The organism is Secundilactobacillus muriivasis (assembly GCF_054785195.1).
In genome coordinates, this window is record NZ_BAABMI010000032.1 from 19616 (window position 1) to 34192 (window position 14577).

General features: G+C 44.2%; 14 protein-coding genes and 1 pseudogene. 7 read left to right on the forward strand and 8 right to left on the reverse strand.

Annotated features, from left to right (window positions below; all coding sequences use genetic code 11):
* Positions 1-3 precede the first annotated feature (3 nt).
* Positions 4-939, reverse strand: coding sequence for a nucleoside hydrolase (locus ACYVR3_RS08395; RefSeq protein ID WP_461243884.1), 936 nt, complete (start codon positions 937-939; stop codon positions 4-6).
* Between the two features lie 1097 nt (positions 940-2036).
* Between ACYVR3_RS08395 and ACYVR3_RS08400 the strand changes: the two genes are divergently transcribed.
* Entirely contained in the window at positions 2037-2723 is a 687-nt protein-coding gene (locus tag ACYVR3_RS08400; RefSeq protein WP_461243885.1) for a matrixin family metalloprotease, read from the forward strand.
* A gap of 216 nt (positions 2724-2939) precedes the next feature.
* Here ACYVR3_RS08400 and ACYVR3_RS08405 read toward each other — a convergent pair.
* From ACYVR3_RS08405 to ACYVR3_RS08420, 4 genes and pseudogenes are all read right to left on the reverse strand, one after another.
* Positions 2940-3335, reverse strand: a pseudogene (locus tag ACYVR3_RS08405) (choline/carnitine O-acyltransferase); the annotation flags it as partial.
* Positions 3323-4690 carry a choline/carnitine O-acyltransferase gene (locus ACYVR3_RS08410; RefSeq protein WP_461243886.1) on the reverse strand — a complete coding sequence of 456 codons (1368 nt, stop codon included), beginning with the start codon at positions 4688-4690 and terminating at the stop codon, positions 3323-3325. The pseudogene ACYVR3_RS08405 and the gene ACYVR3_RS08410, both read right to left, overlap by 13 nt.
* 1 nt (position 4691) lies before the next feature.
* On the reverse strand, positions 4692-4868 hold the full coding sequence (locus tag ACYVR3_RS08415; RefSeq protein ID WP_156301642.1) for a hypothetical protein: 177 nt from the start codon (positions 4866-4868) through the stop codon (positions 4692-4694).
* 12 nt (positions 4869-4880) lie between these two features.
* On the reverse strand, positions 4881-6431 hold the full coding sequence (locus tag ACYVR3_RS08420) for a BCCT family transporter (protein ID WP_057151981.1): 1551 nt from the start codon (positions 6429-6431) through the stop codon (positions 4881-4883).
* Between the two features lie 287 nt (positions 6432-6718).
* On the opposite strand from ACYVR3_RS08420, the gene ACYVR3_RS08425 reads away from it, so the two are divergent.
* The 6 genes from ACYVR3_RS08425 to ACYVR3_RS08450 all read left to right on the forward strand — a co-directional run bounded on the left by ACYVR3_RS08425 (position 6719) and on the right by ACYVR3_RS08450 (position 12872).
* Entirely contained in the window at positions 6719-7399 is a 681-nt protein-coding gene (locus ACYVR3_RS08425; RefSeq protein WP_461243887.1) for a hypothetical protein, read from the forward strand.
* A gap of 1476 nt (positions 7400-8875) precedes the next feature.
* A complete protein-coding gene (locus ACYVR3_RS08430) occupies positions 8876-9247 on the forward strand; it encodes a GntR family transcriptional regulator (protein ID WP_461243888.1) in 372 nt (123 codons plus the stop codon).
* Positions 9244-9960 carry an ATP-binding cassette domain-containing protein gene (locus ACYVR3_RS08435; protein ID WP_461243889.1) on the forward strand — a complete coding sequence of 239 codons (717 nt, stop codon included), beginning with the start codon at positions 9244-9246 and terminating at the stop codon, positions 9958-9960. Before ACYVR3_RS08430 ends, ACYVR3_RS08435 begins: the two co-directional genes overlap by 4 nt.
* A complete protein-coding gene (locus ACYVR3_RS08440; RefSeq protein ID WP_461243890.1) occupies positions 9953-10726 on the forward strand; it encodes a hypothetical protein in 774 nt (257 codons plus the stop codon). Before ACYVR3_RS08435 ends, ACYVR3_RS08440 begins: the two co-directional genes overlap by 8 nt.
* Positions 10727-11467: 741 nt before the next feature.
* Entirely contained in the window at positions 11468-11932 is a 465-nt protein-coding gene (locus ACYVR3_RS08445; protein ID WP_461243891.1) for an AP2 domain-containing protein, read from the forward strand.
* 40 nt (positions 11933-11972) lie between these two features.
* The gene (locus ACYVR3_RS08450; RefSeq protein WP_461243892.1) at positions 11973-12872 is read left to right on the forward strand and encodes an Rgg family transcriptional regulator; all 900 of its coding nucleotides are present in this window, start codon (positions 11973-11975) and stop codon (positions 12870-12872) included.
* A gap of 78 nt (positions 12873-12950) precedes the next feature.
* Here the strand turns inward: ACYVR3_RS08450 and ACYVR3_RS08455 are convergent, their stop codons facing one another.
* The 3 genes from ACYVR3_RS08455 to ACYVR3_RS08465 are packed head-to-tail and all read right to left on the reverse strand — an operon-like array spanning position 12951 to position 14568.
* A complete protein-coding gene (locus tag ACYVR3_RS08455) occupies positions 12951-13601 on the reverse strand; it encodes a CatA-like O-acetyltransferase (RefSeq protein ID WP_461243893.1) in 651 nt (216 codons plus the stop codon).
* Positions 13602-13603: 2 nt separating this feature from the next.
* Positions 13604-13963, reverse strand: coding sequence for a GIY-YIG nuclease family protein (locus ACYVR3_RS08460; protein ID WP_461243894.1), 360 nt, complete (start codon positions 13961-13963; stop codon positions 13604-13606).
* An 11-nt stretch (positions 13964-13974) separates the two neighbouring features.
* On the reverse strand, positions 13975-14568 hold the full coding sequence (locus ACYVR3_RS08465; RefSeq protein WP_461243895.1) for a DUF2087 domain-containing protein: 594 nt from the start codon (positions 14566-14568) through the stop codon (positions 13975-13977).
* Between the last annotated feature and the right edge of the window lie 9 nt (positions 14569-14577).

The window sequence follows — 14577 nt, forward strand, 5'->3', positions numbered from 1 at the left end:
CGATTAGTCAGCCAGTTTGGCTAATGCGTCAATTTGATCAAAAAATGCATCGGCATGAACGTTGGTGACAAAGGTCACGTCACGACCAGTGTCACTGATGAAAGTTCGGCCCGCAGCCGGCCCTTCGGCAATCACATCACTCTTAATTGGTTTTGAATCAACGAGTTCAGGGTAGCGACTGACTAAGGTTGTCAAAACGTCCCAGAGGTAGTAGGTCGAGTTGGCTTCAAATGAATGAACTAGCGAGTATCCCTGACCAATGAGATCAATAGCCGGGTAGCGCCGTTGTGTTGCCCAGCGTGCTCGCAATTCTGGGGTCAATGGGACTTGATCAGTACTATCAAGACTGACGACCGTGATATTAAGTGGTGAATCCCAGACGGCTTTAACGGCCTCCGCGTCCCAGTAGGCGTTCCATTCCATCGTACCATCCTGTTCGGGTTCGGCAACGTTGCCCTGATTATTCATCGCGCCGCCCATCCAAAAGAGGCGGTCAATGTTATCGATAATGGTTGGATCAACGGTAAGTGCCCGAGCAAGATCGGTTAAAGGACCGGTCATCACGAGGGTAACGGGTTGCGCTGACGCTTTGATCTTAGTAATCATGTCGAGGTGAGCTGGTTGATCTGCCAACGGTGTTTTAGGCGCACCATGTTCGTTTAAAATTGGAAAGTCATCGAATGAAAAGGCACTTAGACGCCATTCTTTCGGAAATTGGTGAACGGCCCGAGAATTTGATTTTGCAACGGCCGTTGGCTTGCGCCCCTCGTGGCCGAACCGGTCGATAATTTTGCGGGAAGCCGATGAAGCCGGTCCCACGTAACCATCAGCATCGATTACGCCAACTCCCAGTAAGTTCACATCTGGCATTTGAAGTAATAGTAGTAAGGAAACTAAGTCATCGACGTTACCGTCGTGGTCAAAATAAACGTTGCGCATAGTGTGCCTCCTAGCAGTTTTATTTTAGTATGACTAAAAAGCTAGTCATGGTCAAGCGGGTGACAAACTAGCTCATCAATCTACAAGGGGGCATTGTTAAAAATTGACCGATTATCATAAACTAATAAACAACCTAGACTTTAAGAAATCTCAATGATAGCAAGGTTTACGTCATTATTTGCAGTCATTCAATCAATAAAGCGCTTACCGAAAAAACGTTGATTAACAAAAAAAGTAAAAAAAGTCCTTGCTAATCGAATAAGGGATATGTATAATAAGTCGTGAACGTAAGTTGTGTTTAATTAATTAAATAAAATTGCTCAGCACTAAAGTCAACATTTTAGTGACACGACCCGGACAGGAGAGAGACCTGGCCGGGTCGTTGTGCTTTCAGGGCCATTTTTTAAGAAATTGAATGCAAACTTCATAACTAAATTACCTTTTGTAAAGTTGTTCCAACACTTGTAGTTAAATGGTGACCCCCCAATTAACTGTAACAAATTCGGCCGACGATTTTCGTCGATTAAAGAGTGGCTCTTCAGGTTCATTGATCGTGGCAATTGACGATGTCTCCGCCAATTGTCCTCAATACCCAGACCTGAAAAGCGGTAATAACCTCAAATTTGTAATTTAAAAAGCGATTAATAAACTAAAAAAACGACCCATTACGAGTGTTATATGTCGTAATGGATCGTTTTTTTGTTATTTTTTAAAAAAAAAGTTCACTGAAAACTTCACAGAATCTTCATATTTGACCAAGCAATTTAGAAATCATCAAAACTGGCTTAAACGTTGATATAACAATGCTTATAGTCCCGGGAATTGTTGAAATGTTTCAAGTACGATTTTCACAAAGATTTTGGCTTATTTTTTGTAACTTTGCTGTAATGGTAATCGCCGAAAGCCCATGATAGCATACTGTTGTTGTGTTACTTATTGGGGGGTCAATAACTAACTACACGGGGACAACTTTATTTTGTTTCACCTGTTTCATATGGGAAGTACATTACATCTATAATGTACGATTGATTTTGGAGCTGAACGAAAAAGCTGATAGTAAATAACTCTGGTTTTAACAAAAGGAGACCTATCAGTTCATGAAGAAACGTTCATTAAGTTTATTAATCGCAGTCGCAGCAGTTACTTTAATTGCAGTTTTGAGTTTTGTATCACCAGTTCAAACTAAGAGTGCCACTCGTGCTCAAATCACTACCGATGTTGATGCAACGGAAGCCGTTAAGCACGATGTTCAAGCTGCTAAGACCGTATCATTGAAGAGTATGTCATACGCTATCAAGGGTAGCGGTTCAACTGCTTCAACACCAGCTGCAAAACGTTGGACTAGCAAGACGATCACTTACAAGATCAGTGGTAGTTCTTCTTACTACAAAGCTGTTTGGAACGCCGCAGTTAGTCACTGGAACAAAGCCGGTGTCGTTAACTTGGTACCAACTAAGGGTAAGGCTGACATTAACTTGGCTACTAGCAACGCACCTAAGAGTGCCGCAGCCGGTGTCGTTGGTGTAACTTACTCGTCATACTACAGCAACAAGTCATTAAACGGCTTGAAGGTTTTGGCAAGTGCTAAGTCATACGTTTACCGTGACGTTTCAACGAAGTACCACTACTCACAAGTTGAACGTGCCCACGTTGCTGAACATGAATTGGGTCACGCTTTAGGTTTGGAACATGCAACCCCAAAGCACGCTATCATGTACTATGCAACTCGTGATCAAACCATTACCACTTCTGATGTTAAGGGTTTGGCTCAAAGCTACAAATAAGCTGATATTTTTGAAATAAAGCGGATCGTTAGTCTAATCTAGCTCAGGGGTGAGATGGATTAACTAGGATGCGACAAGCAAACGGTTAGAGACAGCCGGGTTGTTTGGAAGAAATAAGCGATAAAACCTAATTTTATTAGGTCTAAAACAATAATTCAAAAATGGGACTCGAATTTCTAAATCTGAAATTTGAGTCCCATTTTTGAATTATCATGATTAAGGATTAATTGATGACAACCAATCGAAAACTTCTTGGGTACTAGCAACAATGACATCAGCGAGTTCTTTAGCGTTAAAGGCGTTCGTTACCCAAGCCGATACGGTGAGGAGAATCTTATCGGCTAAAATGCCATAGTAAATGCCGTAACCATCTTCGCTAGTCGGGGCAAATGAAAAATTATCGATGATGTCATAAGGAATTCCAGTTGTTGAGAAAAAATCTGTTTGAAGCTGTGCTAATAAGTCGCTATTAAAAAATGCAGCTGCGGCCGGAAAAGCGTTCGCACCCCCATTCGCTAACATCATCTCTCGTAGGCCAAGGAGGTGACGTTCAACGCCGAAACCTTGTTGTGCGAGTTTGATTCGCTCTGAGTGTTCGGCTACGGCAGTATCAAAGGCCGCTTTAACGGTGTCATCACGCTGGTCAGTAGTAAAGGCCTCAACGAACGTTTTTTGCCAGCGTTGATTCCACGAGCATTTTCAGTTCGTCCTTGATAGAACCCGCGCATCGAAACGGGTTCGTAGATGCTCCGCCAACCACCGGTGATGCGGTATTCTGCGAGAGCTAATGCGGTGTGGAAAAATGCGTCTGGACTGACGCCAAGCGCTTTTAACTGAGTTTTACCGAAAGTCGAGATTGCGGCTGCCGCAAATTCGAGTTGATCCGCAATGGTTTGGTTATGATGTTCAGCTTCAACGAGGGCTTCTTTTTCGAAATGATTGAGGTGCCAATTGAGTTCAGTCACCTGAGAGATGCCAATTTGGTCATGATCGGGGTGGCTCAAATCATTAACGACTTCGGAAATCAAATTGAGTGCGGGTACCCCATCGATATCACTGTGCTCAAAGGCAATTCCGAGCCCATTCTCGCCGTCTAGAACCAGTTGTAGGGTCTTATCAAAGAATTGGTTGTGAGGCCCTAAAAGCGTCCGTTTGAGGCTTGCTGATTCTTCGCGATTGGCGAGTGTTAACGTGAGAATACTGTTGCTGATTCGATTTAAGTTTGTCCGATTTAAGGGGTCAGCACGAAGTTGGTCATGAATCTCTGCGGCAGTATCGCGATCAAGTCCGGTGTAACTACCAATGAAGAATGGATCACGTTTTTGAAGCGCCAAAATGTTGCGTAGATTTTCCGTTAAAGCCGAAAGTGACGCAATTTGACCATCGGGGTCGATCACTTGAAGCTGGTAAACGGTGTTACGAACGATCACGGTGACCTCTACATCAGTAAGCGTTGGTCGGTAGTGTGCTAATCGGTCTTGATTAGGTTGGGGAAGTCGTTGCGTGCGAAAGAAATTTTGGTAGTAACTCATGTCTAATGGCATCCCAGAACGAGTCGTTTCAACTGGCGCCTCCTCACTAGCGTACCGATAGTACTGTTTGGCAAAATTCTGAAGTAAGCGGGCTGCTAAAACGATCGGTTCAAGTTCTGGCAGGGAGGTGGGGGCAATCGTTAGTGCAAAGTTAGAACTACTCTGAATGGGGGCGCGACTGGTCAGGTAACTTGTTCGCCAAAGTGGCGCAAGCCAGCTCGCGTTAGTTTCTTGCCAACGTTGAACAAGCTTAGCCTGTAGATATGGGGCATCGGTTTGTTCAAAATCTGAGATCAATTGTGCCAACTTGGATTGCTCGGCAGTCCCTAAAAGCGGCGTCAACCATTCAGTGAGACGGGAAAGCGTATCAGTAAGTTCTGGAAGTGGTAGTTTAGGGAGCTTGTTGATGAGTTCAGTTGTATATTTGCCAGTCATATTAGTCCCTCTTTTCTTCAAAGGCGAGTTTAACGATCCAGCCAATCAAGGCAATAAAACCAATAATGAGTAACGACCCAATTAAGTTTTGGCCGTATGACTGGTGAGTGAGGGTTTTATCCCACGGAAAATCTGGTTTTGGAACCAGTTTTGTCGCAAGTTGAATGATTGCAAGCATAATCGTGACCTCCTATTGATCTTGGCGACGTGGACGAGTGATCAGGCCAGCCTTGTAATCAGCCTGCATCTGACGGTACATACCTGAAATTGAAAGAAAGATGAAGAACATGAACGGAATCCCGATAATGACACCAACAGCTTTGATGCCATCGAGGGTGCCGGTCACGATGTTCGCAAACGCAATCATCGTGGTGATGATCGACCAGAGAATCGTGCGATTACGAGGCGCGTTTTCAGGACCGTTGCTGGTCATGATACTAATTGAAATCATGGATGACGTTGTTGCCGTTGCCAAGAAGATGACAACCAGAAGTAAGAATACAATTCCGGTGATACTGAAGCCTGGTAGTTGTTGCAGAACCATGATGAATGACAGGTAGACGTTTTCGGGATTTTCGGCGATAAATTTCAAAATCTTGCCATCGCCGAAAAAGGCATCCCAAAAACCGTTACCAGCAAAGACACTAAACCAGATAATCAAAAAGAATGTTGGGACTAAGATCGACATCGTCACGATTTGGCGGATGGTACGACCCTTGGAAATTCTAGCAATGAAGATGCCTAAAAACGGGGTCCAAGAAACCCACCAAATGGTGATGGTGTTCGGCCATGAATCAAACCAAGTTTGGTCTTGGAAGGGGAAGGTGGTAAAGGCAACTGGAACCACATCCAAGAAGGCATGACGAATATTTTCCGTGACAAGACGCATAATCATTGGGGCGTCGCTGAGTAGGAAAACAAAAATCATGAGACCAATTGCAACGATGGTGTTGATTTCGCCCAAGCGACCCATTCCTTTTTGGATCGGTAGAACGGCAGCGCCGGTATAAATTACAAACATAATGACGAGTAAAATTAATGAATCAGAAAGTTGTTCGAATTTTTGGCCAGTAATGGCAGTAAAGGCGTTTTGCATCTGAAAGATACCAATCGCAATGTGGGCGGCAATCGTGAGGGAGGCCGCACCGGCTGCGGTGATACTGGTAATCATCGCAACGGAGTGCCCCCACTTTTTATCAGAAAAGCCGTTTTCAATGGGGGTCCCTGGCAGAAATTTAGCGCCTTTGTAGTAGGCGAAATAACCAATGACTAGCCCAGCCATCGTATAAATGGCCCAAGCGGGGAGTCCCCAGATGAACATACTATATTTGAAGCCATTTTCGGCTGCTTGTGCTGGTGAGGTCCCAGCTGCGGCAATGCCCTGTGGTGACTGGAGGTAGTGAACAAGGGGTTCGGCTACCCCGAAATTTACGATGCCAATCCCAATGCCGGCAGTAAATAACGTGCCGATCCAGGCAAAAGTACTGAGTTCGGGTTTATCTTCGGGCCGACCTAACTTAACGTGACCGAACTTGCCGAATGCCAAATATAGGCAAATAAAAAGTAAAATGATCGGCATTGGCATCGTAAACCAGCTAAAGGTTTGGTTGTATAGTCCGAGCCAGTGCCAAAGGGTCGATGTCATCCCAATTGGTCTAGCAACGGCCCAAATAGAAAAGATTCCGGTAAAGATAATGGAACCCCAAAAAACGGTGGCGTTTTTCCCTAATAAACGCTTCATAAATAATTCCCCTCTTTTCGATAAATGTCTGAAAAATAAGTGACGTCAATCGCTCTCTTATGCGGATATTATCGCATGAGAGATTGACTTAGTCATGGATTTTTACTCGAAAAACAAGAACTTTTTCAGTTAACTTTCATAGAAAACTGGCACAATGGAAATCATGTTACATTTGATATATATAATTAAAAATATAAGTTGTTAACAAAAATGGTATAGCTTTGAATAGGGATGGTTAGGGTTACCCACCTTCAAGAAAAACGTGGTATTCTGAAGAAGAAACTAGTTTGAAATGGGGAATGATGATGACGATGCTAGTGACTGCGAGTCGATTTTTATTGTTAACGGAGCGAATTGAACAAAAGCCACTGTTGAGAACCCGGTTTAAGAATCAGGCGTATTTTGTGTTGGCAGCGGTCTTTGATTTAATCACACAAGGTGTACTTGGCGTTGAGAACCAGCGATTAGTCGTTCGTGATGCCGCACAATTAACAGGCTTGCCGGATTCACTGGGTGATTTGAAGCGTGACATCCAAAAGACACAACCGGATAATGCACTTGAAACAGCATTATCGTTGATTACAAGCTGGGATGTTGCTAACAGTACTTATGATGCGGTGGGCACTGAGCTATTAGAAGAGAAAAAGGTTGAACGCGTTATTTTTCAAAATAATCTGAAACCACACGTCATCTATGAACCAACGAGTAGTAGCCGACAACAAACGGTGGATTGGCTAACCGATCAATTGACAACGCTGACACCAACTCAGTCAGGGTTGGATCTCATTGTGATTTTGCTACAGTTAGATGCAATGAAGTGGGTTGTTTCTGACGCAGATGATCGAATTGCTAACTTTAAACAACGAGCCGCAACTAACGCACAGTTTCTATCACGGCAGGCGATTGCTGCAACCGCGGCTGAGGTGATTACGCAAAAACGGTTTTGGTTAGATTCGTGGTTGAGCTAAGAGCCGAAATTCGTAATGAAAAATCGGGTAGAGCAGGTTATGAGGTGAACTTGTTCGCCTATTTGTAGTGTTTAAACCGCAGTAATTGCTACAAATAGCACTACTGGTGGGCGTTGAAAGTGAATGCGTGAGTTAAATTAACGTGAATAAATTATGAAATTGATTAGTATTTATCTATTGATTTTTTGTAAAAAAAAGGTGCTTTTTTTAGTAAATCGATTGACTAGAAACGGAACTAACCCTTGATATGACAAGTTTAGTGCGACATCCCATAATATTTGTCTTTTTTATTAATATAAGATTGTGTTTGTTAAAAAACTATGCTAAAATCACTTCATAACTAAGAATAAAAACTTGTAATTGAATGTAAACGCTCAGTTTTAGTTAATTGCTAAGACACGACCCGTTCTTGGGAGCAGTAATGCTTGCCAAATGAAGGGTCGTTTTTTGTTCTTATTTAAGAAATCGCTGCCATTTCCGGGGGAAACAGAGATGGTAGGGATGACGAAATGAAAAAGCCTACTATGAGAGTTGAAGATGCTATCGCGTATTTGAAGGTTTAGTTGAGTGGAGTCACTAACCTTTGAGTATATCGTTTCAGATATGGAGTCTGAAATTGATTGGGGATTGGACGCCCCTGATAGTATCGTCCACCATGGTTGGAGGCCACTGTTGTTGCTAAGATCGATATGGGGATATCGATTGGTCATTCGGTACGTTTGTAGGTTAGCGCAGTTCTGCGCAGCACATATAGAGTCAGCGACGTTAATTCTTGGAGGAATTAATGAATCTGGTGCTATGAGTTGCTTGTGGCACCATCTCATTAAAAAAGCGTCCGCACGATCACTGATTGGTGATTGTGCGGACGCTTTTTTATGCTGTTTTTAGGAAAAAAGACAAAAAGAAAACCTGTCCGGGGGAGGACAGGTTTTACACATAGGAGTAGGCATTTTCGTGATGGGGTTCACGAAAATATTAATTTTACTTTGGAGGAGTAAAATGAAAAAGCTTACTTAATATCTAAAAACTATTGTTTAAATATTAGGTATGCTATTAATATAAAGCTTAATTGTGAAGAAAGTGTGAAGATGGCATAACAAACACGTAACTGTTACAGTAAAAATACTAGTTTATGCCATGAATAGTTATTAGTGTGAATTAATTATAGGCGATTAAATTGCGATAATAGGCGACTATTTACCTTCTAATTGTATGATGCAATTACTGTGATATCGGCGAATATAGTACTTATAAATTAAAAAATATCCCGATAATTGATTAACCTAGTTAATCAATCGCCAAATGTGACAAGTCTGTAATATTTCAAAAACGTTACAGAATAGTGATGAAGTTGATGACAATTAGTTTTGATTACAAGTGCCAATTTAGGCTGTTTTTGAAACAATAGTTGGCAATATTTTGTAATAGTGTTATAGTGTACTAGAGAGATAGTACACATTGAGGAGGCGAGTTCAAATGGAATTTAATGATAAGATCCCGATTTACTATCAGATTAAAACGGTGATTTACGACAACATTATTTCTGGCGCGTTAAAACCTGGCGAGAAGCTACCGGCAGTTCGACAATTAGCAGTTGAATTGACGGTTAACGTGAATACGGTTCAACGGGCACTGAGTGAAATGATTAGCGAAGCAGTCATTTATTCACAACGGGGGAAGGGAAATTTCGTGACAACGGATGTCGAAACAATCAATCAATTAAAACAAGAACTTGTAACACAACATTTAGCAACCTTATACGACCAATTGCACCGATTAAACATTAGCGATGAAGAAATTTTGGCGGATCTTGAACGATTTATGCAAACGAAGGGGGCGGTAAAATGACCACGGCACTTGAAATTAAGCAACTCACATATAAACGGAACCAAAAGCCAATTTTGACGAACGTGTCATTGACCGTTGAGGCGGGGAAAATCGTTGGCCTATTAGGTGAAAACGGGGCCGGAAAAACGACTTTGATGCGGTTGATCTCAGGACTCGCTAAAACAAATCAGGGCGAGATCATCACAAATCAGACAACGACGAACGCAGCGGCTAAGCGGGCAACTGTCAGTTTCAGTGACCAGTTAAACTGGTTTCCTAAACAGTCGAAGTTACAGGAAATCGTGGCCTTTTATCAGCACGCTTATCCGGATTTTGATTATGAAAAATACCAAGAGCTGGCGAACTTTTTACAGTTGGATCCACTGCAGAAAATATCGGCGCTGTCAAAGGGAACGAAGGAAAAATTCGTGATTACGTTGACGTTGGCTCGACAGACGGATATCTACTTATTAGATGAACCGTTTAGCGGCATTGATAGTATGAGTCGTAAGAAAATCATTAATAGTATCATTCAGTGGAAGCCAGAGGCGGCGTTGATGATCATTAGTGACCACTACGTTTCTGAAATTGCACCAATTTTAGACGATATTGTGGTGATCAAAGATCAAACCATTGCGGTGCATCGTTCTGCGGATAGTATCCGTGAAGAATTTGGCATTGGCATTGAAGCCTACTATGAAGGACTTTATGAAGGGGGTGCCGTCAATGACTAGTTTTGGACAGTTAAACCGCGCATTGGTGGGCCGGAAACTTCGGCTGGTGACGCGGGCAATCCTGATTGAGCTGATTGCGCTTGTAGTCACACTATTGGTCGAATTTTTTACTAAGGCGACCAGTTTAACCGCTACCGATGTTGAATCAACAATTGGTGGATTAGGCGTCATTTTTTGGGTCGTTTTGACGATTTTCTTGACGCGGGATAACGAATTTGTACTGATTAGCAGTGCGACGCGATTGATTCCGGTGAGTGACACCAAGCTCTATTCGACTAATTTGTTCACGACAATGTTAGCGTGGGGATACGCGATGGTGTTACAAGCGGTACTCCATGGAATCGGCATTGCACTGGACTGGCAGAGTTTCATCAATGATTTTGGCCGGATCGATGTGTCAGGTACCATGAAGCTACCACCAGTTGGGGTCATTGTATTGGTGGTGATCGTGATGATGATTGCGGCGGTTATCCTGTTCTTCACTTCCGTTTCGTTGATTCATTTAGTGATTACAGCAATCACGGTTAAGTTGCCGGTGACCGGTCAGCGGTTCGTTCGCTTGGGATTGTACATTGTCGTGATTTGGGCCGTTGTCAGAGTGGCTGGTGTGGCGTTTGGTCTTTACGGCAACTTGGTTGATGGTATCAACCTCAGCAGCGGCTATGTACAGGTGATCGGTAGTTTGATTGGGATGCTCCTGTTTGCAGCGATTGAAGCGGCCGTTAGTGTTTGGTTGATGAAGCGGTGGGTTGAAGCCGTGATTTAGAATGATTAGATTAAGCTCGGTTGGCATGGTTGTGCTGACTGGGCTTTTTTGTGTTGCTATGGATGATGGTGTTGGAAAATGCAGGGTGTTGGTCAGCCATTAGGCGGTGTTGTGGCTGGTGGTTGCGCACTGGTTGGTCAAAAGAGGTTTTGGCGACGTGGATTGCGATGACGTTGGTTTCGGCACGATTGAAACGTTAGGTTGTGCTTGATTGGGGACGTTGTGGAAATTGGTTTAGGTGGTGGGAGGTGGGCGACTGTGCCGAAACGCGTGAAACGGGGCAGAAGGTTGCATGGTAGGCGATAACCGCAAAACTGCCAAAAAACGGCAGTTCAGCGGTTACCGCCTACCACACCACCTTCTAGACGCCCCGTTTCACGCTCTAACGTTGCAAATATGCACCGTTTTCTCTCAAATGCCTCATTTTATGGTATATATGATTTAACAGCATGTCGGTTTATTAGTTAGCGCGAGGGTTTTCGATTTTAATGAGTTTGTTGTTATTTTATAATAAGGGTAAGACTAGTGGCCGTTATTGGTCTAGTTGGGTCATGAGCGTGGCGCAGCTATTTCGATAAGCAGCGAATGTATAAGTCGAATAAAGAATGGATTTTATCTGACCGATACTCTGATGACCGTTGAGCGGGCCATCAGTGCAACCTAACGACAGTTGTAGGCTGCATGTTATCGGACTACCCGAAACATGCACCGATTTTTAAAAATAGGTGACGGGGTGAATCAATGAGTCGAAAAATTGAAATGGCAGGAAAACGGTTTGGCCGGTTAGTTGTCCTGTCACAAGCTGGACATAATCCTGGCAACCATGACCTCCTGTGGCGTTGTCAGTGTGATTGTGGGAATCAAACCGTGGTGGACGGCGCACTATTACGTTCAGGCCAAACCAAGAGTTGTGGCTGTTTACGACGGGAAATTTCAAAGCAAAATTACGTGACCAATACGGGATTTGTCAGTCAAATGGGGCGAGCAGAATCCTTAGTCGATGATCAGGGAATTCCGTATTCGTCAGTTAAAAAGTCGCAACGCAATAAATCTGGTATCGTGGGGGTCTCTTATAACAAGGCCGATGGCAAGTGGTTCGCACGGTTGATGTATCAGGGACACTACGTTTTGTTGAAGAGCTTTGACACGATGGCTGAAGCCGTTCAAGCACGTAAACTGGCTGAAAAACGCTACTGGGGCCGTTGAAACGACTGAAGTAAGCGGTGGTAGAGAGGAGGGGGCGTCCGTGACGGCAGAACAGCATCATACGCGAAAGTTAAGCTATACCGGAATTACCGTTAAACAGATTCGTGAAAAGAAGGGCCTAAAGGCGAAGGATGTCTATACGGGAATCGTATCGCGTTCAAGTTATTTTCGCTTTGAGAACGGCGAACACGATACGACGGTGAGTAATTTGTTCGCGTTTCTGGATCGACTACAGGTGGGCGTGGCGGAATTTTCCGTTGAACTGGCAGCACAGTGGCCCCAGCTACTGCCCTGTGTTGAGCGCGGTCACGGTGCGTTAAGGTCACTAAGCCAGACGCAGTTAGATCAATTAGTTGTGCAACTTAAAGAAACTTATGAAAAGACGCCCACGCTTGGCGATTACCATAACGTGCTTAAAGTTGAGCTGTATCAAGAGTACCAGCGTACACACCATATTACCGAAACGGCAGAGAATTTAAAGATTCTGTCGACCTACCTGTTTGACATTGAAGAGTGGTATCAGTACGAGCTATTATTATTTCAAGCAATTTGTAAACTGCTTCCGTGTGAAACGATTGATGCGTTGTTGCCGCGAGTAACGAAGGCGGCCAAACGAACGCCGGCGTCGCTAGCGTCCAAAACGACTGCGGTTGCCGTGATGAACACGGTGATTTTAACAACGTTGGAGAATCATGATTACCGGTATTTTAAAAAATTCGTTCAAATCGCCGAACAAGTCGAAGTCCCTGAAACAGCGTTGCTGGATGGCATCTACTTTGCGATGTATCAAGATTTCATTGCTTATCGTCAAGGCGAGCGGAATCCAGTGTTGATCAATGAGGCTCGGCAGTTGGTTAAATTAGCGGGCAAGGTTGTTGAACCAGAGGAAGGCCAGCGGATGCAACACTATGAGCGGTTGTTGGAAGCGTGGCTGGCATAACGGATTTGATCAGTTGTCAGTAAATTAAAAAATTCCCACTGCATTCGTTTTGAATGTAGTGGGAATTTTTAGGTTTGGTCAGTTCAACCAGTTTTCGGGGGCGTTCAACGCTTGCTGAAAATGCTCAAAGAATTGACTAACATGGTAGCCGTCCGCCACCGCGTGATGAATGGTAAAGGAAACTGGCATCGTTCGGCGGCCGTCTTTGATCTGAAATTGACCCGCTTCAATGGTTGGTAGGTAGTTGGGTAACCCGTTAAAGGTCAGTGGGGTGTAGCTGTTGAAATGCAGCCAAGGCATCAAGTTGATCATGTAGGCATCTGCTGGTTGATCCGGTTTCGCAACGGCCCCGTGTTGATTTTGATACTTAGCGACATCATCGAGATAGGATTGGTAGAAAGTTTCAAAATCAGGATCGTACGCCGTCCACATGCCAGAAATCGTGTGGTCATCTTCGTGGAACAGGGAATAAGATGGCGTCAGGTGATCAAGGTAGCCAAGTTGTTCACCCTGACGGACCACCATGAATTCGGGTTGCTGACTGATCAGTTTAGTGACCAAGTAGAGGTAGGCCGGGAAAAATTTATGGTCGGTTTCTTTCAAAGCCGCATAGGTTGCCGTGACGTCAACGTCCACGGTGACGTTGAAGCCGGTGGGCATCATTTTGGTGAAGTAGTAAAAGTAATCGCGGCGAGGCCACGTGTTTAAGTCAATAGGGGTAAAAGTCATGCTTAATGTCTCAATGGTTTGTTGTAGCCACGGTCGCCAAAGGGCTGAAGGCGGTCAAACCAATCTTTCTTTAGTTTTTTGAGGGTTTGGCGCAGGTTTAAAACAGCGTCGGTTTTTTCTTCCCAGAGGATGTCGAAAGTAAAGGCGTCCTCGCCGTAAGCTTCCCAGTCTGCTTGGAGTGGGGAGTTGACGTAGAAGTGGTTGTTTAAGTTCACTTTATAGAAGGCCCAACGATTCTTGGTGTTGGGAACCGTATCAATGTAGATTTTATGGTTAACGGTATTCGTAATCTGAATCACACCGTAATAAGTTGGCTGAAGCTTGTAATCTTGAATTAGTTGTTTTCGAGTTGGGGTCGTCATGGAAATCTCCTTTAAAAAATACGCCAGTAATCGCGACCATCCGGTGTTCGAGCCATAAAGCCGTAGTCCACGAGGTAGCGCTCAAGTAACCCGTAGTCGAAGTAGATGGGCTTGAGCACCGAATTGATTTCAGTAGTTGAATAGTGCCGGTCAAAGTCGAGTTCTTCGCTGATGCGATACAGCAGCGTGATCAACTTCTTTTCACCTTTGGGTAGTTGAGTCAAGACCGGGGTAGGCTGACTGAAATCAAAGTATTTTTGAACCAGCGTTGCGTAGTCGGTTTCTGAAATTTTGAACCGATCGTCCGGATGCGTGATGCTGGGTGGAATCGGTAACATGCTGGTTGATGATGAGTCCTCAAAGATGGCTTCATACTGCGCTAAGTAGAGTTTGGCGCGCTTGGCCTTCTCTCGGAAGGTAAACTTTTGGTGGCGCACCGTTGAGGGACTGAGATCGAGTTGTTCGGCAATCAGTTTATCCTTGTCACCACTGGCGAAGGCCGTTAAGAGGTCGCGTTGGGTGGCCGTTAGCGTGTTGTATTTGGAAGTCGATTGCAGTAACGCGTTGACCGCACCGTTATGCTGGTGGGTCAGGTGCCGTTGCATTGCTGTCAC